Below are 21,507 nucleotides of genomic sequence, written 5' to 3' on the forward strand. Positions count from 1 at the left end.
TTCCATCGTCGCGGCACAAGCAAAAACTTAGTCGATCAGCTAAGTTTATCATCCGGCAAATCCGGATCGGGAAGTGAAACAAGCCATCGAGAGTTGCAAAAAAGCAATTGACTCCCGCCGCCCGGTGGGTGAGCTTCGGTGGGAAAAAAGACGGGGAAAAATCAAATCATCATGTCGCCAGAACGCTTTAACCAATGCCTGCGGGTCATTCGCTGGACGCCGATCAACATCGCCTCCGCGCTGCAATGCGAACTCTCCTGGATCGAGGCGCTTGAGGCGGGCAATGAAGAGGTTCCCGAAGGGCTGGCCACATGGCTTGAAACGCTTGCGCAGGCCCATGAGGCTCTGCCGCCGCCCTCCACCTACAGAGGCAAACGGTCAACCTTCTGACACGGCCGATTGTCGTCAGCCTTCACCAACGATTGGATTGTTCGAAATGAAATACCTCATAGCGGCTCTTGGCCTGATCACCTTCTCGAGCCCCGTTTTCGCGGCTTCCTGCGAGAAGAACTTCACCGTCTCCGGCGTGCCGATGGTGACGGCTGTTTCCTACAAGTCCTGGCAGGAGCTGCCGAAGGCAAAAGCGCCGGCCGTGCTTCAAAAGCTCGCCCAGGCCGTGGCGGCGGAAGGTTTTTCGGGCATCCAGATCAACAAGTCGCTGTCGTCCATCGACGCGCACCAGGAGACCAGCGGCAGCGGCAGAATTCAGACGCTGCGGGTGGTGGCCCGGCAAAAGGGTGCGGCTGTGCGGATCGACGCCGTCTTCAACATTCAGGCAGGGCAGATCGCGGACAAGAACGTGATCCGCGAGGGTATCTGCAATATCATCAATGGCGCGTGACGCGGCGGATTCCAAGCCCTGCCCACCCAAACGCTGATTGCCGGTGAGGCCGCGTCTGCCCCTTCGCCCGACGCTTGCGCTGGCGCCGCACCTGTGGTGGCCGGCATGGCGTTGACGGTCTGGATGTAGCGCAGCCTTCACGGGCGTCGATCACCTCTTGCTAAGCAACTTTTGCGTGCTTAAAAGGCGCGCAATATGATCAGTCTGTGAGAGAGGACCAACGTCGTGGAACAGGAAAACAGCCATACCGGCAAGGGCCGGCGCAGGGCGCTATGGGCGGCGGTGGCAATTATCGCCGTTGCGGCCGCAGGTGTCATCGGCGGCAAGACCTTCTACGAGGCGAAGGTGAAGGAACTGGTTGCGCGCACCGGCGCGACTGCCGGTTCCGTGGAAGTCGATTTCCTCGGGAAAATTCATGTTCGCGATCTGACGCTGCCGCTCGAAGATGGCAAAAACCTTCGCATTGCCTCTATTGACGGTCGTCCGAAGCTGCCCTTTCTGGATGGCGCGCTGGACATGAGCAACATCGATGTGGATGTGCCCACCGGCAAGCTTTCCATGGCGCATGCCCGCATCGAGAATGCGGCGTTCGAGAAGTCCGCACAGGCGGAAGGAAACGGCGGCTCCCTGCCCCCCCGCATCGAGCGCTTCACAGCGACGCGCATCTCCACGCCCGAGCTGACGTTGAGCCAGTCGGTCGCGACCACCGAGCAGAAGACGGTTTACAACAACCTGATCCTCTCCGAGATCGCCGGTGGCCGTATCGCCCGGTATTCGATCGACAAGGGCAGCTACGACATCAAGATGCAGCTTCCCGACAGCGACGGCGCGATGAAGGACAAGCATGTGGCGGTGTCGACCGGCGTGATCGCTGGTCAGGACATCGACGTCGCTTATCTCGCCCGGCTCTATACGGAAAAGGCCGGCCCTGACGACAAGGAGGCAAAACCTCTCTATGGGCCGCTTTCCGTCAAGACGGTTTCATTTATCGATGGCGATGGCCGTTTCAGCTACGACGAGATCCGCAGCGATGGCTTTACCGCCCGCATGCCATCCGAACCGCTGCTGGACACCCTCAAGGCACTGACAGTTACCAAGGATCCCGACCAGCTTCCGCCGGAGGAACGCCAAGCGCTTTTTGCCAAGGTCGTGTCCATCCTCGACATGATCGGCAGGAGCAACATGCAGCTCATCGGCTTCAAGGCCGACGCACCGGATGAAAAAGAGGGAGCGGCCGGCAAAAGGGTCAAGGCCGCCATCGACCGCATCGACATGCAGATGGACAGCCGCAAGCTCGACTTCGGTCTGAACGGTCTGTCGATCGGTGACGGCGACGGCAAGATCGAAGTGGCGGAAGCAAGCCTCAAGGGTTTCGACTGGAGTTCGACGATCGAGGGTATTTCCCAGATAATCGCGCTCGATGAAACCGAGATCGAGACCTTTCAGTTCAATCGCCTGATACCGGAACTTGGCCGGGTGCGCGTCGGCGGCATCAACGTCGATATTGCCGCGCCGAAAGAGCCGGAGGAAGAAGCGGCCGGAACGCCGGAACGCATCAGGTTCACGCTCAAGAATTTCGAGATGGGGCTGACCAAGCCCTTCAACGGCATTCCGACCGATATAGAGATCAGGCAGGACGACCTCACACTTCCGATCCCGGCAGACGCGACGGAGGACGTTTTCGTGGAGGCCCGCAAGCTGGGTCTCGAGACGCTGGCTTTCTCCTATGGGCTTTCCGCAGGCTGGGACGAGCCGAACAGCAATCTGGTGATCCGCGACATCTCGCTCAGCAGCAGGGATTTCGGCAGCGTCAATCTTTCCGGACTGGTCAGCGGCTTTACGGAGGAGTTCTTCTCCTTCGACGTCAATCGCGCGCAGGCGGCGCTTTTCGGGCTTGCCGGCCGTGAGGTGAAGCTCACCGTCAAGGACGAAGGCTTGATGGCCAAGGCGATCAAGCTCTATGCCCTGCAGAACGACATGACCGAGGATCAGGTGCGCGGCACGCTGACGCTGGTGGCGAGTGTGATGCTGCAGCAGGTGGCGGCGGAGCAGCCGAAGCTGCAAGGCGCGGTGGAGGCGCTGGTGCGCTTCATCAGCACGCCCGGAACCCTGACTGTCACAGTCAAATCCACGGGCGTCAATGGCCTCGGGGTCTTCGACCTGGTTGCGGCTTCCGACAATCCGATGGGTCTTCTCGACAAGGTCGATATTCAGGCGACAGCCGAGTAAGCCAGCCAGAAAACGTCTCAAGCCCGGTTCGCCGGGCTTGAGACCGCCGCAACCGCGTTTTCGTCAAGACATTGCGGAACTGCCCGCTCTCCGGAGTGATTATGACCTGGGCGGCTGAAATGCGCCGCCAGATTTCGGTCCGCATTGTTCGCGGTAGAAACGGTCATGAGGAGCATCGCCATGAAAACCGAGCGACTGACCTTCGGCCCCAGCGGACAGGTCCCCAATAACCAGATCTTTCCCGTGATCATTTACCGCAATGTCGGCGCGGACTTTCATTCCGCGGATTTCGAAGCGACATTTTCCCGCAACGGATGGAGCGGCATCTGGCGCAACGGCGTTTTCGACTACCACCATTACCACAGCGGGGCACACGAGGTTCTGGGCGTCGGACGTGGCGAAGCGACCTTGCAGATCGGCGGGCCTGAGGGGCAAATTCTCGATGTTGCCCGCGGTGACTGCCTGATCCTGCCCGCCGGGACAGGCCACATGAACCTCAACTCCTCCCCGGATTTTCAAGTGGTGGGTGCTTATCCGCCCGGGCAGGAAGCCGATATTCAAACATCCTCCGCCAGCGCTGACATGCTTGAGCGGATCAGATCCCTGCCGAAGCCGGAGACCGATCCTGTGCACGGAGCTTCGGGCGGCCTGACAGATATATGGCGCTGAAGAGGCGTTTCCGGTTCCGTCAGGATACCGCAGGAACGTGGAGGCTGGTTTCAGCGATGCCGGCGCCTATGGGCTTCGGCCAATGAACCACGACTGAATGACGCCTTCAGCCTCCGTTCCGGTGGAACGTTCTAAAACAGGGACGTTCAACCGCGGTCCATCCGCCTGAGGAGACACGTCATGATCCGGAAGTCTTTCATTGCAAGTGCACTCGTCGCTCTCGTCGGCCTCGCTGCCGCGGCACCCGCCATGGCCAATGATGTGCGCATCGAACAATATGGCTGGTCCAATTCTGCCGGCGGTGCACAGGAGGGTTACGGCAACCGGATCCGCACATACCAGAACGGCGGCTACAACCGGATTGTCGGTCATCAATATGGCAGGCATAACCTCTCGGCTGTCGGCCAGGAGGGGCACGACAATTACGGCTCCACCTATCAGAACGGCAGCCGCAACGTGGCCGGCATCGGCCAGTTCGGTTCCAATCACACCACCATCCTCACGCAGGACGGCAACGGCAACATAGCGGCCGGTGTCCAGGTAGGTCGCGGATGCAGCGCCAATGTGAGCCAGGGCGGCAACGACAATGTCGCCGCCTTCGTGCAAGCCTGCCCTTGACCGGCCGCACGACGTGCAACCGGTCGGGCTCGAAACATCAGATCATCCGGGAGACCAGCCATGCCCCACCGCATCAGTCATAAGCGCCGCCTGGCGGCGATCCTCGCGCTGGCACTGCTTCCCGCCGGCACCGTTGCGGCCATATCGACCGCACGGGAGTCGACGGCTGGAAACGTCTGCGAGATCAGGGCAACGTCGCAGGCGGGCATGGTGAAGCTGGAGGCCTTTGCCGGAGCCGATGTCACTGCCGGCGGGACCTACGGGTTTCACGTCGAAAAATCGGGAAGCGGCGGACATTCGGTGATCAATCAGGGCGGCGACTTTGATGCCGCATCCGGACGTCCGCAATTGCTCAGCGCGGTAACGCTCGATGCGAAGGGAGCCCGCTATAAGGCGGTGCTCGATATGGTTATCGATGGCCGGAGCTTCAGCTGCACAAAGCAGGTTGATGGCGACTAAGCCAAGACATGCCCGTAAATTATACCCGTGAAGGGCGCCGCTTCAGGCGCCCTTTTCTTTTGATCCTGCCGAGCGACTGAACGACGTATGAACGGGCAGTTCCGATCAGGTTCAGTTGCGAAATGCGATTATCGATCATCGGCAAGGCGCTGACGGATGGAGATCAGAATGACGCGCAACATATTGAAACTCATGACTGTTACCCTGCTCGTCGGGGGCCTCGCGCCTCTTGGTTCTCCGGCACCGGCCCACGCCGGCGGTCGCATCTCCTTCGATCTCGCACCCGGCAATGCCGCCGATGGCGATCTGCTTTCGACGGGCCTCCGTGCCTATTCGCTCTACCGTGGCCTGAAGGATGCCGACATCCGCCAGCTCGGCCGCGGCAACGCCGCCGGCATTGCCCAGAACGGCGGCGGCAATCTCGGCTTTATCCGGCAACGTGGCGTAGGCCACTCCGCGACATTGCAGCAGAACGGCAACAACAATGCCTATGGCATTTTTCAGTACGGCCGCAACACGGATACCAACGTCGTGCAGGACGGCAATAACGGCAGCGGCCTGACCTTCAGCTACGGCTGGTAGGGCAAGGCGGGACAGTCAGCCGTCCCTGCAGGTCTTCGCCGCAGACTCAATTCGCAAGAACCTCGCCATCCCTGCTCTGAACGAAATCCGGCGATGGAACCGGCGGAGCACCGGTATCGGGCAGAGGCGGAATTATCAGCCATGCGTCTGGGTAGTCATTGCGAAGATGGCGGGGATTATAACGAATATTGGTTCCAGCGGCATGGTGAAGCGTTCCAAGAACGCCATCTTTTGACAGGGTGCCTCTGCTGATTTCGTGGAGCTTTCGCTCGCTGTTCAAGGCAAGCGTTACCTCTGAAAGATCGAAATCATCGATGTGAATGGTCTGCCCAGTCGGCATATCGAGAACCCATCTGTCGGAATCGACAAAGCCATCGGTGTAAACATTGCCGGTGGAGGCCCGCAGGGAGGTGCCTTTCGGCAGGCTGATACCGTCAACAACATTGCCATCCGCGAGAATGCATTTGCTGAAGGTAGAGATGCTACCATCAGCCATGAGATCGAACTCCACCGGCTGCGTTGCATCACAACGCCAGCCGCTCTGCGTGGTCACGCCAATACCGGTTATCCGCATGTCGCCTGGGGTGAAACCGATCGTTTCGTAATTTTCATTGGTTTTTATCGCGATATAACGGGCGATCTCAACGGCATCGATATCCGCGATCCGCACCGGATGCGGAAACACGGCCCTATCGAAGGCCTCCTTGTTGTCGGCAATGGCGAGTTCGAGCTTCGTACCCTTGGGCATATCTATCCCGCCCAGACGTGCGGGTTCCGGAAGTTCGGGCTGATAACGTATTGCTCTCTCCCTGTCGTAAGCGCTCATCTCCAGATAAAATTCACCGAACCGAAAAAGCGTGAAAAGCGCAACCGCGGCCACCAGCCCGTAAGGCAGGATCATCGGGCGCTTCCAGCGCCCGCCCATGTATCGAACCAACAGCCATAGTGACCAGACGCCCCACACAAGGGTCGTGATGAGAAAGAAGGCAAGGAGAAGCAACGCTTCGACGGAGGGCAATGCGACGGGGATCATGCAAACCCATAACTCTGGGGGAATCGTCTCCATTCTTTAGGGACATCCGTGCTTTAACCCACAGGCTGTGGTCATTTCAACTCGGCGATGGCGAGAGATGCGACGTAGCCTGACGGAGGGCGCGCGCCGTCATCGGACGTGTTCGCATGAGGGCCCATGCCGGATGAGCGCGCCAAATACCGCTTGACCTCAACTGCGCTTGAGATCGTACCGATACATGGTGTTTCACCATTGCTCCGGGACAACGATGATAACAAAACTCATGAAGATGCTGGAAGACGGGAGGGACAGTCCCCTTCTGCGCTTTTCAATCGCGAAGGCTCTGGCGGCAGCGGGGCAGTTCGAAAATGCCGCGTATCACCTGCAGGAGGCGATCCGGCAGGATCCCGACTATTCGGCGGCATGGGCAGAACTCGGCGAATGCCGTGCACGGTTGGGAGACAATGACGGCGCCATTACGGCGTGGGTGGAAGGAATGTCGGTCGCCGTTAGGCGAGGCGACATTCAGGCCAGGAGACAGATGGAAGTCCGGCTCCGGCGTCTACGATCACGCACCGCGCGACCTCATTCGGCGGCTTGATCACTATGAAACCCGGCGTGATGTCTCAACAGGATGGCTTTGCAGGATTATACGGAGCTGTCTTGGTCGTTCATGCCGGGCTGACTACACCGCTTACTGACGGCGACGCTGACCCACATGTCCGGCCCTCGGAAAGGCTCGGCCCGCCGTGATGAGACGGGCCGGCCGTTTGTTTACGGCTGGGCGCTATCCGACCGCCAGAACCGGTAAAGCTCCGCAACATTGCCGCTGGTCATGAGCGGCATCGCGGCTTTCAGCCGGTCCCCCGGCCAATCCCACCACTTCATCTCCAGAAGCAGCTCGATCGAGTCGTCGTCGAACCGCTTGCGGATCATTTTCGCGGGGTTGCCACCGACGATAGCGTAGGGTTCGACATCTTTCGTCACCAGCGCACGCGTTCCAATCACGGCGCCGTCGCCTATGGTAACACCGGGCATGATGACAGCTTCCGAGCCTATCCAGACATCATTGCCGATGACTGTGTCGCCAGACGGCAGATAGCCGTTTGCGGCATTCTCGAATTCCGGCACTTCGGGCATGAAGAAGAAGGGAAAGGTGCTGATCCACTCATTGCGATGGCCCTGATTGCCCGCCATGATGAAGGCTGCGCCCGAACCTATCGAGCAGAAGCTCCCCACCACCAGCCTGTCCGCGCCCTCATCCGGTAACAGATAACGGGCACAATCTTCAAAGCTGTGGCCGTGATAATAGCCGGAATAATAGCTGTATTTTCCGACCAGGAGGTTTGGGTTCTTTACCTGCTTGTCGAGCGTGATGCCCCGGAACGGGCTTTCGAAATAGTTTTCCATTGAGTAATCTCACTGCATGTCTTCGCTTTCGCTTGCCTTGCGGCAAGCCGACACCAGGCGAAAAGCCGGCTGGCTTCTCGTCCGATGCTCCTCGCGCTGCGGCGGGAGCTAGATGCAGGTGGTACTCGATGCCTTGATCATGGCTCCCTGTTACCGCAAAACGAGCCAGAGGCAAAGTGCCGCCACACGACAACCTTCAAAGATCAGGAAGCGATGGCCAGAATGAGCGCGATCATAAGCAGCATGGGGCCCATCCACTTGAAGTGACGCGCCACCGGTGGCCGGTGAGCTGAATTTCTTGACAGGGACAGATATCCGAACCCCACCAGCGTCATCCAGAGGCCGACGCAGAACATGATGAATTCATCAATATAGGCTGCGATCATGTCTTCCCCTCCCGGCACCACCCCAATGGCGGCAAACCTAACCAGCATGAAGACGAATGGCAACGAATAGCCCCAGGGCAGTGGCAGGCTGACTCGTCCCGAAAAGCAGAACACCGGGCTCAGGCTAAAAACCCGACCCCGGTGCCCCTGTCTGGAATAGTGCTTTCAGCGCCATGGAAGGCGTGAAGGCAGGGTGGGTATCAGAACTCCTCCCAATTATCCGTTGTCGTATTCAGTGCCGCGTTGCCGGAGAACGCCGCCCTGATCCGGCCGCCAAGGGCGCGGGCCGGTGAGGTCGCCGGTCTGTCGGCCGACGAAGCGGTTCGCACGGGCGCGGACGCCTCGCTGTAACCGGCTTCAGACAGCTTGAACTGGGCGATCAGCCGGTTGAGCGACGACGCCTCGCGTGCGAGCCCGTGGCTCGCCGCGGTGCTCTCCTCCACCATTGCGGCGTTCTTCTGGGTGTCCTGGTCCATCTGGTTCACGGCCGTATTGATCTGCTGGAGACCGGAGGACTGTTCCTGTGCCGATTCCGCAATCGCCGCCACGTGGCGGTTGATTTCCTGCACTTCCGTGACGATCAGTTCCAATGCCTTGCCGGTCTCTCCGACGAGCTGCACGCCTTGCTGGACCTGACCGTTCGAGGTCGTGATCAGGTTCTTGATCTCCTTGGCGGCGCCTGCGGAACGCTGCGCCAGTTCGCGAACCTCCTGCGCGACAACGGCGAAGCCCTTGCCCGCCTCGCCCGCACGGGCAGCCTCCACCCCGGCATTCAGTGCCAGAAGGTTGGTCTGGAAGGCAATCTCATCGATAACGCCGATAATATTGGAAATCTCATTCGCGGATGTCGCGATCTGTTCCATCGCGGCAACGGCCTTCTGCACCACGTCTCCGGATCTTTCGGCGCCGATCTTCGCGCGGCTGACGAGATGTCCCGCTTCCTGCGCCCGTTTGGTCGAATCCTTCACCGTCGTGGTGATCTCTTCCAGCGCCGCAGCGGTTTCCTCTACCGCCGCAGCCTGCTGCTCCGTCCGTTTCGCCAGATCGTCGGCCGCTGCGCGGATTTCGTTTGCGCCGGAATCAATGCCACGGGCATTCTGCGCCACCTGGTTGAGCGTCGACTGCAGCTGTTCCGCGGCCCTGTTGAAGTCGCCGCGAATACCGTCCAGGCTCGGCACAAACGGCTGCGCTATGCGGTAAGTGACATCGCCTTCGGCGATCTTCGAAAGCGCGGTGGCAAGATTGGTGACCGCGAACTGAACGTCGGCGGCTTCCTGCGCCTTCTGTTTCTCCCGCTCGATCCGATCCTTTTCGGACATGGACCGGTTCGCGTCCGTTTCAGCCTCGAGCCGCAGGCGCTCCACTGCGCTTTCGCGGAACGCTTGAACGGTTGCGGCCATCTGGCCAACTTCATCCTTGCGATCCATGCCGACGATTTCTCTTGCAGTATCCCCCGCCGCCAGCGCTTCCATGCGGGCGCGAAGGCGCGCAATCGGCGTGGTAATGCCGCGGGACGAGATGAGCAGGCCAAGCGCGATCACGGCCAGAGACATGAGTGCGAGTGTGACAACACCCGTCCAGATCGTCGTATTCGTGCTTGCGGTAAGGCGCTCCCGGCCCTCATTCATGACCTGGATGAGCTGTTCGTTACCCGCACTGATTTTCGGCGAAACCTCGGTGATTTTCCGCAGGACGTTAAGCGCCATCTGCTGGGCTTCGGCCCGCTGTCCTGCCTGCATGAGGGAAATGACCTGATTGCCGATTTCCTCGACTTCGACAACACCCTTGAGGATGTCCCGCGCGGCGTCCGTGCGGGCCGGCACGAGTTCCATGATCTTGTTCTGGCGTTCCTCGAGCTGCTTGCGATCTGCCCTGAAGGTCTTTACGGCCGCTTCGAAATCGCTGCTGGCCGGATCGTTGAGGCTGGCGCGAAGCATCTGCATGCCGAGCGCATTGAGATTTCCGCTTGTTCTGGCGTTCAGCACCGCAGCAAGGGCCTCGTGGCCGATGAAATCACTATAGACATTATCGGTGCTTTTATATTGCAGGCTGACATAGCTTATGCCGGAAAGCGACATCAGGCTCATCAGCGAGATGACAAAAACGACCTTCGTTTTTATCTTGGTATTCTTCAGGAATGACATGAACGGCCTCAAGGCAAGCGCTCCTCCTGCCGCCGCACGGGTGGCCGGGGGAACCATATGATGAAACATCGCGGGTAGCTGTTGCCCCTCCTCATAGGGCGACAAGCGGGTGCCTTTTTCGAACCGCAGGGCAGGTCGTGACGGGTCCGCTTGTTCTACCGGCTCCACCGATAAAACCTTGGAACCTGCGTATTTTAGATTTCACAAAACAACTAAACGAAGTGTTACCCTTGCCATGCAAGTGCTGACAATTCGGCATGCCGCAGACGGCTATTGTCTTGATAATGCTCAAGACCCGGCGGGCCAGCGACAAGGGCCAATACAAAAAGGGCAGCGGGAATATCTCCCCGCCGCCCCTCTTTCATTCACCGCACCCTCCCGCATCCAGATGCAGGCGGTATTGCGGATTAATAATGCACCGACTGGGAATCGATCGGCGTCGTCTTCGGCGGAGCGAACTTCGTCAGATCGATGCCCTCGACGGCGGAACGATACTCCTCGATGCTCGGCGTACGGCCGAGAATGGCGGACAGCACCACGACCGGGGTCGAGGCCAGAAGCGATTCACCCTTCTTTTCGGCACTGTCTTCAACGACACGGCCCTGGAAGAGACGCGTCGAGGTTGCCAGAACCGTGTCACCCTTCGCTGCCTTTTCCTGGTTGCCCATGCACAGGTTACAGCCCGGGCGTTCCAGATAGAGGATGTTTGCGTATTCGGTCCGGTTCGTTGTCTTCGGGTTGATGTCATCGAATTCGAAGCCGGAATATTTCTGGAGGATTTCCCAATCCCCTTCCGCCTTCAGCTCGTCGATGATGTTATAGGTCGGCGCGGCAACGACGAGCGGCGCCTTGAATTCGACCTTGCCTTCGGTCTTTTCGATGTTGCGCAGCATCTGCGCGACGATCTTCACGTCGCCCTTATGCACCATGCACGAGCCGACGAAGCCGAGATCGACCTTCTTGGTAGCGCCATAATAGGAAACCGGACGGATCGTATCGTGCGTGTAGCGTCTCGAAACGTCGTTGTTGTTGACGTCGGGGTCGGCGATCATCGGTTCGTTGATGACATCAAGATCGACGACGACTTCAGCGAAATATTTCGCGTTCGCGTCAGGCTTCAATGCTGGAACTTCACCGGAACGGATTTCCGCAATGCGCTGATCCGCCTTCGCAATCAGGCCTTTAAGCGTCTGTGCGGCATTGTCCATGCCCTTGTCGATCATGATCTGGATGCGCGACTTGGCGATCTCCAGCGACTCGATCAGCGTTTCGTCTTCGGAAATGCAGATCGACGCCTTGGCCTTCATCTCGGCCGTCCAGTCGGTGAAGGTGAAAGCCTGGTCGGCAAGCAGTGTTCCGAGATGGACTTCGATGATACGGCCCTGGAACACGTTGTCCCCGTGCTGCTGCAGCATCTGCGCCTGCGTCGCGTGCACCACGTCGCGGAAGTCCATGTAGGGCTGCATCGTTCCCTTGAAGGTGACCTTGACCGATTGCGGGATCGGCATGGTCGCCTCGCCCGTGGCGAGCGCCAAAGCGACGGTGCCGGAGTCCGCACCGAAGGCGACGCCCTTGGACATGCGGGTGTGGCTGTCGCCGCCGATGATGATTGCCCGGTCATCAACGGTGATGTCGTTCAGCACCTTGTGGATCACGTCCGTCATTGAGTGATAGACGCCCTTCGGATCACGGCCGGTGATGACGCCGAAATTGTGCATGAAGGCCATGAGCTTCGGCGTGTTGGCCTGAGCCTTCTTGTCCCAGACGGACGCCGTGTGGCAGCCGGACTGATAGGCGCCGTCCACCAGCGGCGAAATGACAGTGGCCGCCATCGCTTCCAGCTCCTGCGCGGTCATCAGGCCGGTCGTATCCTGCGAACCGACGATGTTGACCTTGACGCGAACGTCGGAGCCGGCGTGCAGTACCTTGCCAGGCGTCACGCCAACGGCGTTGCGGTTGAAGATCTTCTCGACGGCGGTAAGGCCCTGGCCTTCGATCGAAATTTCCTTGTTCGGTGCAAAGACAGGGGTCGCCTCGACGCCAAGCGTTTCAGCGGCAAAAGTCTGGAGCTTCTTGCCGAAGACGATGGCATAGGAGCTACCGGCCTTCATGAACTCCATTTTCTGGGGCGTGAAGGACGAAGCAAGGTCGACCAGCTCGGTGCCGTTTTCGTCCCGCAGCTTGCGATTCTTGGCGTCGATCTTGAGGACCGTGCCGGTTTCGACCGAATACTTCTGCTCAAGGATGGGGTTGCCGTCATTGTTGAGGATCGGCTTGCCGTCTTCGCCGAGCTTCTTCACCCAGTTCTTCAGATTGATGCCGATGCCACCCGTCACGTCGACGGTGGTGGCGAAAATCGGCGAAATGCCGTTGGTGCCCGCTACGATGGGGGCATAGTTGACGAAGGGCACGTAGGGGCTGGCCTGCTTGCCGGTCCACAGCGCCACGTTATTGACGCCCGACATGCGCGAGGAGCCAACGCCCATCGTGCCCTTTTCGGCGATCATCATCACCCGCTTGTCGGGGTGCTGCTTCTGCAGCGCGACGATTTGTGCCTGCGCTTCCGGCGAGATCATACACTGGCCGTGCAGCTGGCGGTCGGAGCGCGAATGCGCCTGATTGCCGGGAGACAGGAGGTCGGTCGAGATATCGCCTTCGGCGGCGATGAAGGTGACGACCTTTATCTCGTCCTCGACATCGGGAAGCTTGGTGAAGAACTCGGCCCTGGCGTAGCTTTCAAGCACGTCCCGGGCAATCGCGTTGCCAGCCTTGTAAGCATCCCGCAGGCGGAACATGTCGGCATCGTAAAGGAAGACCTGGGTCTTGAGCACTTCACCCGCCTTGGTGGCGATTGCGGCATCGTTGCCGAGCGCGATGTCGAGCAGCACCTTGATCGACGGGCCGCCCTTCATGTGCGACAGCAGTTCCAGCGCGAAGGTCGGGGTGATCTCAGGGACGATGACGTCGCCGAGGATGATCTGCTTCAGAAACGCAGCCTTCACACCGGCGGCGCTCGTGGTTCCCGGCAAAGTGTTATAGATGAAAAACTTCAGGGCATCGGCGCGGTGTTCGCTGCCTGCATCCCTGATCAGTTCGATGATTTCGGCGGTCAACGCACCGTCATCAATCGGCTTGGGCGCTAGTCCCTGTGGTTCTCTGCTTTTGATTTCAGCCAGGTAATCCAAGTAAAGGTTCATCGCAATCCCAACGTCATGATGTCTATGGAGCCGAACACAGCGCCACCAAACGGTAGTGCTGGTCGCCCCCGGGTTTCTGTCGGTTTCGACTACGCCAACCCGGGGCCGCTGACAAGATGTCGCATGCCTGTAAGCGCGGGGATGCGCGATATTTCGCCCATCCCACATCTTTGCCGCCAGGCAGCGCCGGCACTCCCCGCCTTATCGTCCCTGCGCCGGCTTGCCGAGGCCGAGCAGATGATAAAAGGCGATGGCGCCGATTGTCGCCGTGCCGATGCCATCGAGCGTGAATCCGCCCACATTCAGCTTGAAATTTCCTGCCCCCAGAACAAGGGCGATACCCACCGTGATGAGGTTGCGTGGTTCGGAAAAGTCGACCTTGTTTTCCACCCAAATGCGCCCGGCGGTTGCCGCAATGAGGCCGAAGACGACGACGGACAGGCCGCCGATGACAGGCCCGGGTATCGTCTGTATCAGCGCGCCAAATTTCGGCGAAAAGCCGAGGAGGATAGCCACCAACGCCGCGACAATGAAAACGAGCGTCGAGAAGATGCGGGTTATCGCCATGACGCCCATGTTCTCGGCATAGGTGGTCATGCCGGTTCCGCCAAAGGCGCCGGAGAAGATGGTCGCGATGCCGTCGCCGATAAAGGCCCGGCCGAGATAGGGATCGAGGTTCCTGCCGGTCATCGCGCCGATAGCCTTGATGTGCCCGAGATTTTCCGCCACGAGGATGACGACGACCGGAGCGATCAATGCGATTGCCGATGCGGAAAAGACCGGCGTTGTGAAGGTTGGCAATCCGAACCAGGCCGCGGCCGCGACGCCTGAAAAATCAACCGGTTTGCCGAGGCCGAGACCGTTCGCCACCACGAGATAGGCGAGATAGGCGATCGCGCCGCCGATGAGGATCGGCAAACGCCGCGCCATTCCGGGCGCATAGACGGCAATCGCACCGACCGAGGTGACCGTCAGAATGGCAATCCATCGCGACAGCTGGTCGCCATCGGGATTGCCAGGGCCGGAGCCCGAGGCGCTGGCTATCGCGATCGGCGCAAGCACGAGGCCGATGGCGGCGACGATGGCCCCCGTCAGGACCGGCGGCATCAGCCGCTCGATCCAGTTATGACCGGCAATCATGACGATCACGCCAATCAGTGCATAAAGCACGCCCGCGGCGATGATGCCGCCAAGCGCAAGCGCGATATTCGGGCTTGCCGCGCCCGCCGCCGCCCCGGTCGCCACCAGAACGGGGCCGATGAAGGCGAAGGACGAACCAAGATAGCTCGGCACGCGACCGCCAACGGCGATGAAGAAGATCAGCGTGGAAATACCGGAAAACAGGATCGATACATTCGGATCGAAGCCCATGATCAGCGGCGCGAGAACCGTGGAGCCGAACATGGCCACGACATGCTGCAAACCGAGCACCGCGGTCTGCCCGGCGGGCAACCGCTCATCCGGCATGATGCGCCCTTCGGTTTTCAATCGCCAGCGAGGAAAATAACCACCCGTGTCGCTCATCGTCGTCCCCCACGAACCGCCCGGCGCGAGACTGACGGCTTTTCCGTCGCAGATCGCAGCCGCGCAAAAAGAGTTGCCTTTTGATGATAAGCGCGGTCGGCCGAGATCGAATCGGTGGCCGGCGTATCTTTTCTCCGGTAGCGCGATTGGTTCTCGCTGTCATCCGGGCGGCGGGATCGAAATGCGTTTGGCGCCGGCGGGAGTGCACCCCGCGCCGGCACGCAAGGAAGCATCAAGCGGATATCAGTCCGCCTTGTCGACAGCCGTCAAAATCTCAACGGCCGCCGTGACACGATCCTCATTGGGATAGTTTTTGTTGGCCAGTATGACGATGCCGAGTTTCCGTTGAGGGATGAAGGCGACATAGGCACCAAAACCATTGGTGGAACCCGTCTTATTGATGAAGACATCCTGTCCGGGCTTCAGGGGCGGTGCGATTTCCTGCACCGGAACGTTTTTGAGAAGCACGCCGGAATTGGACTGGACAAGCGTCTTCAAGGCGACGGGCCGGGCATATTGCTCCCAGACGAGATCCTGCGTCATGGCGCCGACCGCGAAATAACCGGTATGGGTGCTTGCGATCGCCTGCCGGATCTTGCCGTCCAGTTTTTCAAGCCCCAGATTCGCGTTGACGAAGCGGATCATGTCTGTCGCCGTCGATCTGACGCCATAGGCTTCCGAAGATAGAATGCCCGGCGTCAGGCGGGCCGGCTCGTCGTTTCGCGTGTAGCCCTGTGCATAATTGGCCAACTTCGCCTTGGGAACGACCGTGAACGTGTCCTTCAGCCCGAGCGCGGGAAAGAGCGTGTCCTGCATGGCGGCGTCGTAGCCCTGCCCCATCGCCTTTGCCGTGATGTAGCCCAGCATGCCGATGCTGGGATTGGCGTAGGTCCTGTGCGTTCCGGCGCCGTAAGAAGGCTTCCAGCTCTTGAGATAAGCAAGCAGCTGCGTTTCCGTTTTGACATTGTCAGGCACCTGTAGCGGAAAGCCGCCTGCGGTGTGGGTGCCCAGATGCGTCAATGTAACGTCACCGAAAGCGGTGCCCTTCATTCCCGGAAGATAATCCTTGACCCTGCCGGACAGCGACAAATGCCCGTTCGCCTCGGCGTAGGTCGCAAGGGTAGCCGTGAATGTCTTGCTGATGGAGCCGAGTTCGAACAGCGTTTCAGCCGTCACCGGCTGGCCGGTGCTTTTTGACATCACGCCGTAAGTTAAGATGTAACTCTCTCCATCGACGCTGATGCCGACCGCAAGCCCGGGTATGCCGTTCTTTTCCATGATGGGCTTGATCGCCGCATCCGTTATCGCCTTCAGCCTCGCCTCGTCGGCGGCCAGAGCCGGCGTGAGGAGGATCGCCGAAAGCATGGCCGTCCATACGATATGTCCGCGGTGAAAATTCATCTGTCTCGTCTCCAAAACCTCAGGTGGATATCAGGCGTTTCCCCAGCCAGCGCGAAAGACGTTTAGCCGCCCTACATTGCACGAACAAATCATGATATCTCGGAGGAGACACAAGAAAATCTAGGTCTCGAATGGTCCGTCAATTTCTTCCCCTGAACGGTTTGCGCGCGTTCGAAGCTTCCGCGCGGCATCTGAGCTTTACCCGCGCGGCGATCGAACTATGCGTGACGCAGGCGGCTGTGAGCCAGCAGGTCAAGGGACTGGAAAAGCGGCTGGGCGTCGCGCTTTTTCAACGTCTCCCGCGCGGCCTGAAGATAACTGCGGAAGGCGAAGCCCTGCTGCCGACGGTGACCAGTTCCTTCGACCAGATGGCAACGACGCTTGACCGCATCGAGGCCGGGCAGGTGCGCGAACTGCTGTTTCTCGGCGTTGTCGGCACCTTCGCGGTCGGCTGGCTGCTGCCGCGCCTGCAGGCGTTTCAGAAGCGCCACCCCTTTATTGACGTCAGGGTTTCCACCAACAACAACCGGGTGGATATGGCGGCAGAGGGGCTGGATTTCGCCATTCGTTTCGGTCAGGGCTCGTGGCACGGCACGGATGCGTTTCGTCTCTTTGACGCGCCGCTTTCGCCGCTGTGCACGCCGAAACTGGCGGAAACGCTGAAAGCGCCGGCCGACCTGATGGAAGCGACATTGCTGCGCAGTTACCGCGCCGATGAATGGAGCAGCTGGTTTGCGGCGGCGGGCGTCACGCCGGCCGCACAGGTCAATGCCGGCATTGTCTTCGACACGTCGCTCGGGATGATGGAGGCCGCCCTGCAAGGGCTCGGTGTCGCGCTGGCGCCGCCGTCGATGTTTTCACGGCATCTGGCTTCCGGAGCGGTCGTCCAACCTTTTCCCGTCACCATGTCGCTCGGAAGCTATTGGTTGACCCGGCTGCAATCGAAACCGCCGACCCCAGCCATGCAGGTCTTTTCCGACTGGCTGTTCGACAGCATCAGCACTGCCTGAAGCCTTTACACGAGGGCGAGCGCCACGCCGCCGGCCGCGCAAAGAAGAACGACGACCCATGGCGGCGCTTTCCAGACCGTCAGCAGGATGAAACCCGCAAGCGCCAGTGCAAAATCCCTGGGGGTGAAGACGGCGCTGGTCCAGACGGGATCATAAAGCGCCGCGCCCAATATGCCGACCACCGCGGCATTGGCGCCGCGCATGGCGGCCTGCGCCAGAGGATGCCGGCGAAAACCCTCCCAGAAAGGAAGTGCGCCGACGAGAAGCAACATGCCGGGCAGGAAGATGGCGACGAGAGCGATGGCTGCGCCCGCCACGCCGTTCGGCTGAGGGCCCGCCACCGCGCCGAGATAAGCAGCAAAAGTGAAGAGCGGACCGGGCACGGCCTGCGTTGCGCCATAGCCGGTAATGAAGGCATCCCTGGTGACCCAGCCCGAGGCGACGACTTCGGACTGCAGAAGAGGCAACACCACGTGGCCGCCGCCGAAGACCAGCGCGCCGGCCCGATAGAAGGCATCAAACAAGGAGAGCCCCTGCCAGGCCGCGCCCGCCGCAAAAACCGGCAGCAGAACGAGAAGAAGGGCGACAGCGGCAAGCGAAACATATCCCACGCGTTTCGACACGCGGAAGGCAAGATGGCTGGTCGACCCCGCCGAGGCGGCGCGGCAGAAGACCAGCCCGGAGAGCGCTCCGGCGCAAAGCGCCAGGATTTGCCCGAAAGCGCCGGCGATGAATACGACACAGACGATGGCGGCCATCGCGATGGTCGCGCGCTCACGATCCGGTGCGAGGCTTTTTGCCATTCCCCATACCGCGTGGGCGACCACGGCAACAGCGACGATCTTCAGTCCATGCAGCAGACCGGTGCCGACGGGGCCTTCGATGGATGCGGCGACCAGTGCGAAAGCGACGAGAAGAATGGCAGATGGCAGCGTAAACGCCGTCCAGGCGGCCAGCGCCCCGAGCGGCCCTGCCCTCAGCAGCCCGAGCGCAAAGCCCACCTGGCTGGAAGCGGGACCAGGCAGAAACTGGCAGAGCGCCACAAGGTCCGCATAACCAGCTTCATCGACCCATTTGCGCCGGACGACCAGCTCATCGCGAAAATAGCCGAGATGAGCGATGGGGCCGCCAAAGGACGTGACCCCGAGCTTCAGAAAGGCCGCGAAAACTTCGCCGGGCGTTCCGATTTTGTGACGCGCGGTGTCTTTCGAAATCGTGGGTGTCGAGGAATTCAACGATAGCTCCCTAAGCGTATGACGGCTGCGCATACATATCGTCCGCACTGAAACGCCGAGGGTATCAGACACTATTACGACAGGGATATGAAGGGGCTTGCGAAATCAGCACCGTGTGAACCGGACCGGGAAACGTCTCAGCCGCCCTCCGGCATCCCGCCGCTCCTGCCCGGCTGAAACATGTCCAGCAATCCGCGATAGGGCTTGGCGACCGGCGTGGCATAAGCGCCGCGCTTGGCGGTGGAGAGCCCCATGGATACCAGTGCTTCCGCCTGTTTGACGGCTGCTGCGACGCCGTCAATGACAGGGACGCCGAATTCGGCGCGGAGTTCCGCCGTCAGGTCGGCCATGCCGGCGCAGCCGAGCACGATCGCCTCGGCACGATCCTGCCTCAGCGCCAGGGAGATTTCCTCCCGCAGCCTTTCGCGTGCATTCGAACCCGCCTCTTCCAGCGACAGCACCGGAATGTCGGCGGCGCGGACATTGCAGCGGGAAGACATGCCATAACGCTGGACGAGATGTTCGAGCGGCAGCCGGGACCGTTCCATCGTCGTGACGATGGTGAATTTCTGCGCGATGAAGGCCGTGGCGGAAACCGCCGCCTCACAGATGCCGATGACGGGAATATCTGCAAGAGCCCGGGCCGCATCAAGCCCGGTATCATCGAAACAGGCGATGATCGCCGCGTCGACGCGCAGCGCCGGAGCCTTGGCAAGCTCCAGCAGAAGGCCAGGCACCGCGAATACCTCGTCGTAATAACCTTCGATGGAGACTGGCCCCATGGAAGAGGTGACGGCAAGGATTTCCGTATCGCGGCCCGCCACCCGTGTCGCGGCGTCGGCGATGGTCGCGGTCATGGACTGCGTGGTATTGGGATTGATGACGAGAATGCGCATCTTGGGTTTCTTCATCCGCGCGAATGGCGTCGATTAAGGGTGACGATCAGGCCGAGCGTGGCCGCAATCACCAGGAAGGAAAACAGGGTGGTAACGGCGCCGAGCGCATAAAGCACAGGGGTCGTGACATTGGTGGTCATGCCGTAGATTTCCAGCGGCAACGTGTTGTAGGTGCCAGACGTCATCAATGTGCGGGCGAACTCGTCGTAGGAAAGCGTGAACCCGAAGAGGCCGACACCGATCAGGCTCGGCGCGATCATCGGCAGCACCACATGGGCGAAGGTCTGCCATGAGGACGCACCGAGATCGCGCGCCGCTTCCTCATAGGATGGCGAAAACCGATTGAAGACGGCAAGCATGATGAGAACGCCGAAGGGCAACGTCCAGGTCAGATGCGCGCCAAAAGCTGATGTATACCATGAAGGTTCAAGCCCAAGCTGCTGAAACAAAACACCAATGCCAAGGGATATGATGATGGAAGGCACCACCAGGCTGGCGACCGACAGATAAAACAGCGGCGTCGCGCCGATGAATTTGCGACGGAAGGCCAGGCCGGCCAGCAGCGAGACAAGCACGGTTACGACCATGACCATCAGGCCGAGAGCGAAGGAACGGCGGAACGATCCGCCGAAATCGCCGACTGCCTGCTGTTCGAAGAGATTGCCGAACCAGTGCAGCGAGACGCCGTTCAGCGGGAACGTTAGGCCTCCGTTCGGCCCCTGGAAGGCGAGGATGAGGATGGCCGACAACGGGCCGTAAAGAAACAGCACGAAGAGGGCGAAAAAGAAAGCGAGGATATAGAATTCGCGGCCGCGTTTTTCCCGGTGCATGATCAAAGCTCCTTGCGGATATCGACGATGCGCAGGATGCCCGCGACCATCAGAAGAACGAGGACGAGCAGGATGACGGCATTGGCAGCGGCGGCCGGATATTGCAGCAGCGACATCTGGTTCTTCATCATCAGCGCCACCGAGGCGCTCTGGCCGCCCGACATGACCTGAACCGTGGAAAAATCGGCCATGACCAGCGTGACAACGAAGATGCTGCCGATCGCCATGCCGGGTTTTGCGAGCGGGATGATGACATTGGTGAGCGTCTGCCAGCCGGTCGCACCAGCGTCGCGCGCCGCCTCGATCAAGGATTTGTCGATGCGCATCAGCGTATTGAAGATCGGCGTGACCATGAACAGCGTATAGAGATGCACCATGGCCAGCACCACGGCGAAATCGGAATAGAGCAGCCACTCGATCGGCTCGGGGATGATGCCGGTGCCGACCAGCGCGCTGTTGACGAGACCGTTTCGCCCCAGAACGGGTATCCACGAAATCATGCGGATGATGTTGGACGTCAGGAAGGGCACGGTGCAGACAAGGAACAGCACCATCTGCATGGTGGTGGTGCGGATGTGAAAGGCGAGGAAATAAGCCACCCAGAAACCGCAGAACAGCGTGATGGCCCAGACCATCGCTGCATATTTCAGCGTATTTAGATAGGTCTGCCAGGTGACCCACGATCCCAGTGTCTCGCTGTAATTGAAGGTCACGAAATCAGGATACATCTGGGCGAAATCGTAATCCCAGAAGCTGACGACGGCGATCATCAGGATCGGCAGAGCCAGGAAAAAGCCGAGGATCAGGAAAAGCGGGGCAGCCTGCACATAGGAGACGAGTTTTTGCGGCAGCGCGAAGCTGCGGGGCGGTCTGTCCTTCTTGTCGCTGACGCCGATGAGTCTGACCGTCACCATAGGGAGCCTTTCTGTGGATTTGCAGAAGTGCCGGCGGCATTGCCGCCAGCGGGCACGTTGAAAGGTCCGCCACACCCTCGACGTCATCCTCGGCTTGACCCGAGGATGACGTCGAGAGGTGGGTGCCTGTCGCAATTGACCGGCGGCACT

At 60.1% G+C, this 21,507-nt stretch carries 20 protein-coding genes; 9 read left to right on the forward strand and 11 right to left on the reverse strand.

Features of this window, described 5'->3' with window-relative positions; genetic code table 11:
• Window positions 1-171: 171 nt before the first annotated feature.
• The 7 genes from BTN45_RS14735 to BTN45_RS14765 all read left to right on the forward strand — a co-directional run bounded on the left by BTN45_RS14735 (window position 172) and on the right by BTN45_RS14765 (window position 5,398).
• On the forward strand, window positions 172-390 hold the full coding sequence (locus BTN45_RS14735; protein WP_004444840.1) for a hypothetical protein: 219 nt from the start codon (window positions 172-174) through the stop codon (window positions 388-390).
• Window positions 391-436: 46 nt separating this feature from the next.
• Window positions 437-841: a hypothetical protein gene (locus BTN45_RS14740; RefSeq protein WP_077987649.1), complete on the forward strand. Its 405-nt coding sequence runs from the start codon at window positions 437-439 to the stop codon at window positions 839-841.
• A gap of 225 nt (window positions 842-1,066) precedes the next feature.
• Entirely contained in the window at window positions 1,067-3,070 is a 2,004-nt protein-coding gene (locus BTN45_RS14745; RefSeq protein ID WP_207589773.1) for a hypothetical protein, read from the forward strand.
• A gap of 180 nt (window positions 3,071-3,250) precedes the next feature.
• A complete protein-coding gene (locus tag BTN45_RS14750; RefSeq protein WP_207589775.1) occupies window positions 3,251-3,739 on the forward strand; it encodes a cupin domain-containing protein in 489 nt (162 codons plus the stop codon).
• 180 nt (window positions 3,740-3,919) lie between these two features.
• Window positions 3,920-4,357 carry a curlin gene (locus tag BTN45_RS14755; protein ID WP_006700628.1) on the forward strand — a complete coding sequence of 146 codons (438 nt, stop codon included), beginning with the start codon at window positions 3,920-3,922 and terminating at the stop codon, window positions 4,355-4,357.
• Between the two features lie 60 nt (window positions 4,358-4,417).
• On the forward strand, window positions 4,418-4,816 hold the full coding sequence (gene csgH / locus BTN45_RS14760; RefSeq protein ID WP_207589776.1) for a curli-like amyloid fiber formation chaperone CsgH: 399 nt from the start codon (window positions 4,418-4,420) through the stop codon (window positions 4,814-4,816).
• Window positions 4,817-4,984: 168 nt separating this feature from the next.
• Window positions 4,985-5,398, forward strand: a complete 414-nt coding sequence (locus BTN45_RS14765) for a curlin (RefSeq protein WP_034496519.1) — start codon at window positions 4,985-4,987, stop codon at window positions 5,396-5,398.
• Window positions 5,399-5,444: 46 nt separating this feature from the next.
• On the opposite strand, the gene BTN45_RS14770 is transcribed toward BTN45_RS14765, so the two are convergent.
• A complete protein-coding gene (locus BTN45_RS14770; RefSeq protein ID WP_207589777.1) occupies window positions 5,445-6,431 on the reverse strand; it encodes a hypothetical protein in 987 nt (328 codons plus the stop codon).
• 247 nt (window positions 6,432-6,678) lie between these two features.
• Here BTN45_RS14770 and BTN45_RS14775 point away from each other — a divergent pair, with 247 nt between their 5' ends.
• Window positions 6,679-7,011, forward strand: coding sequence for a tetratricopeptide repeat protein (locus tag BTN45_RS14775; protein ID WP_207589778.1), 333 nt, complete (start codon window positions 6,679-6,681; stop codon window positions 7,009-7,011).
• A gap of 173 nt (window positions 7,012-7,184) precedes the next feature.
• Here the strand turns inward: BTN45_RS14775 and catB are convergent, their stop codons facing one another.
• The 6 genes from catB to ampC form a co-directional block, all read right to left on the reverse strand.
• Window positions 7,185-7,820 (reverse strand): type B chloramphenicol O-acetyltransferase, encoded by a 636-nt coding sequence (gene catB, locus BTN45_RS14780; RefSeq protein WP_207589779.1) that lies wholly within the window; start codon window positions 7,818-7,820, stop codon window positions 7,185-7,187.
• Between the two features lie 203 nt (window positions 7,821-8,023).
• The gene (locus BTN45_RS14785) at window positions 8,024-8,206 is read right to left on the reverse strand and encodes a hypothetical protein (RefSeq protein WP_207589780.1); all 183 of its coding nucleotides are present in this window, start codon (window positions 8,204-8,206) and stop codon (window positions 8,024-8,026) included.
• 200 nt (window positions 8,207-8,406) lie between these two features.
• Window positions 8,407-10,350: a methyl-accepting chemotaxis protein gene (locus BTN45_RS14790; protein WP_207589781.1), complete on the reverse strand. Its 1,944-nt coding sequence runs from the start codon at window positions 10,348-10,350 to the stop codon at window positions 8,407-8,409.
• Window positions 10,351-10,757: 407 nt separating this feature from the next.
• Window positions 10,758-13,547 (reverse strand): bifunctional aconitate hydratase 2/2-methylisocitrate dehydratase, encoded by a 2,790-nt coding sequence (locus tag BTN45_RS14795; RefSeq protein ID WP_207589783.1) that lies wholly within the window; start codon window positions 13,545-13,547, stop codon window positions 10,758-10,760.
• Window positions 13,548-13,748: 201 nt separating this feature from the next.
• On the reverse strand, window positions 13,749-15,071 hold the full coding sequence (locus BTN45_RS14800; RefSeq protein ID WP_072492933.1) for a solute carrier family 23 protein: 1,323 nt from the start codon (window positions 15,069-15,071) through the stop codon (window positions 13,749-13,751).
• A 243-nt stretch (window positions 15,072-15,314) separates the two neighbouring features.
• On the reverse strand, window positions 15,315-16,472 hold the full coding sequence (gene ampC, locus BTN45_RS14805) for a class C beta-lactamase (RefSeq protein WP_207589785.1): 1,158 nt from the start codon (window positions 16,470-16,472) through the stop codon (window positions 15,315-15,317).
• A gap of 131 nt (window positions 16,473-16,603) precedes the next feature.
• Between ampC and BTN45_RS14810 the strand changes: the two genes are divergently transcribed.
• Window positions 16,604-17,482, forward strand: coding sequence for a LysR substrate-binding domain-containing protein (locus BTN45_RS14810; RefSeq protein ID WP_004444871.1), 879 nt, complete (start codon window positions 16,604-16,606; stop codon window positions 17,480-17,482).
• Between the two features lie 5 nt (window positions 17,483-17,487).
• Here the strand turns inward: BTN45_RS14810 and chrA are convergent, their stop codons facing one another.
• The 4 genes from chrA to BTN45_RS14830 form a co-directional block, all read right to left on the reverse strand.
• Window positions 17,488-18,717 carry a chromate efflux transporter gene (gene chrA / locus BTN45_RS14815; RefSeq protein WP_207589788.1) on the reverse strand — a complete coding sequence of 410 codons (1,230 nt, stop codon included), beginning with the start codon at window positions 18,715-18,717 and terminating at the stop codon, window positions 17,488-17,490.
• A gap of 137 nt (window positions 18,718-18,854) precedes the next feature.
• Window positions 18,855-19,613, reverse strand: coding sequence for an aspartate/glutamate racemase family protein (locus tag BTN45_RS14820; RefSeq protein WP_048902868.1), 759 nt, complete (start codon window positions 19,611-19,613; stop codon window positions 18,855-18,857).
• An 11-nt stretch (window positions 19,614-19,624) separates the two neighbouring features.
• The gene (locus BTN45_RS14825) at window positions 19,625-20,443 is read right to left on the reverse strand and encodes an ABC transporter permease (protein ID WP_022562606.1); all 819 of its coding nucleotides are present in this window, start codon (window positions 20,441-20,443) and stop codon (window positions 19,625-19,627) included.
• 2 nt (window positions 20,444-20,445) lie between these two features.
• On the reverse strand, window positions 20,446-21,357 hold the full coding sequence (locus BTN45_RS14830) for an ABC transporter permease (protein WP_004444878.1): 912 nt from the start codon (window positions 21,355-21,357) through the stop codon (window positions 20,446-20,448).
• Window positions 21,358-21,507 lie beyond the last annotated feature (150 nt).

Source organism: Rhizobium sp. ZX09 (assembly GCF_017357485.1).
Lineage (GTDB): Bacteria > Pseudomonadota > Alphaproteobacteria > Rhizobiales > Rhizobiaceae > Agrobacterium > Agrobacterium pusense.

What these genes read in the sequence shown, in the direction of transcription:
- BTN45_RS14735 (WP_004444840.1), top strand. Translation starts at nt 172, where the DNA reads ATGTCGCCAGAACGCTTTAACCAATGCCTGCGGGTCATTCGCTGGACG.
- BTN45_RS14740 (WP_077987649.1), top strand. Translation starts at nt 437, where the DNA reads ATGAAATACCTCATAGCGGCTCTTGGCCTGATCACCTTCTCGAGCCCC.
- BTN45_RS14750 (WP_207589775.1), top strand. Translation starts at nt 3,251, where the DNA reads ATGAAAACCGAGCGACTGACCTTCGGCCCCAGCGGACAGGTCCCCAAT.
- BTN45_RS14755 (WP_006700628.1), top strand. Translation starts at nt 3,920, where the DNA reads ATGATCCGGAAGTCTTTCATTGCAAGTGCACTCGTCGCTCTCGTCGGC.
- csgH (WP_207589776.1), top strand. Translation starts at nt 4,418, where the DNA reads ATGCCCCACCGCATCAGTCATAAGCGCCGCCTGGCGGCGATCCTCGCG.
- BTN45_RS14765 (WP_034496519.1), top strand. Translation starts at nt 4,985, where the DNA reads ATGACGCGCAACATATTGAAACTCATGACTGTTACCCTGCTCGTCGGG.
- BTN45_RS14770 (WP_207589777.1), bottom strand. Translation starts at nt 6,431, where the DNA reads ATGATCCCCGTCGCATTGCCCTCCGTCGAAGCGTTGCTTCTCCTTGCC.
- BTN45_RS14775 (WP_207589778.1), top strand. Translation starts at nt 6,679, where the DNA reads ATGATAACAAAACTCATGAAGATGCTGGAAGACGGGAGGGACAGTCCC.
- catB (WP_207589779.1), bottom strand. Translation starts at nt 7,820, where the DNA reads ATGGAAAACTATTTCGAAAGCCCGTTCCGGGGCATCACGCTCGACAAG.
- BTN45_RS14785 (WP_207589780.1), bottom strand. Translation starts at nt 8,206, where the DNA reads ATGATCGCAGCCTATATTGATGAATTCATCATGTTCTGCGTCGGCCTC.
- BTN45_RS14790 (WP_207589781.1), bottom strand. Translation starts at nt 10,350, where the DNA reads ATGTCATTCCTGAAGAATACCAAGATAAAAACGAAGGTCGTTTTTGTC.
- BTN45_RS14795 (WP_207589783.1), bottom strand. Translation starts at nt 13,547, where the DNA reads ATGAACCTTTACTTGGATTACCTGGCTGAAATCAAAAGCAGAGAACCA.
- BTN45_RS14800 (WP_072492933.1), bottom strand. Translation starts at nt 15,071, where the DNA reads ATGAGCGACACGGGTGGTTATTTTCCTCGCTGGCGATTGAAAACCGAA.
- ampC (WP_207589785.1), bottom strand. Translation starts at nt 16,472, where the DNA reads ATGAATTTTCACCGCGGACATATCGTATGGACGGCCATGCTTTCGGCG.
- BTN45_RS14810 (WP_004444871.1), top strand. Translation starts at nt 16,604, where the DNA reads ATGGTCCGTCAATTTCTTCCCCTGAACGGTTTGCGCGCGTTCGAAGCT.
- BTN45_RS14820 (WP_048902868.1), bottom strand. Translation starts at nt 19,613, where the DNA reads ATGCGCATTCTCGTCATCAATCCCAATACCACGCAGTCCATGACCGCG.
- BTN45_RS14825 (WP_022562606.1), bottom strand. Translation starts at nt 20,443, where the DNA reads ATGCACCGGGAAAAACGCGGCCGCGAATTCTATATCCTCGCTTTCTTT.
- BTN45_RS14830 (WP_004444878.1), bottom strand. Translation starts at nt 21,357, where the DNA reads ATGGTGACGGTCAGACTCATCGGCGTCAGCGACAAGAAGGACAGACCG.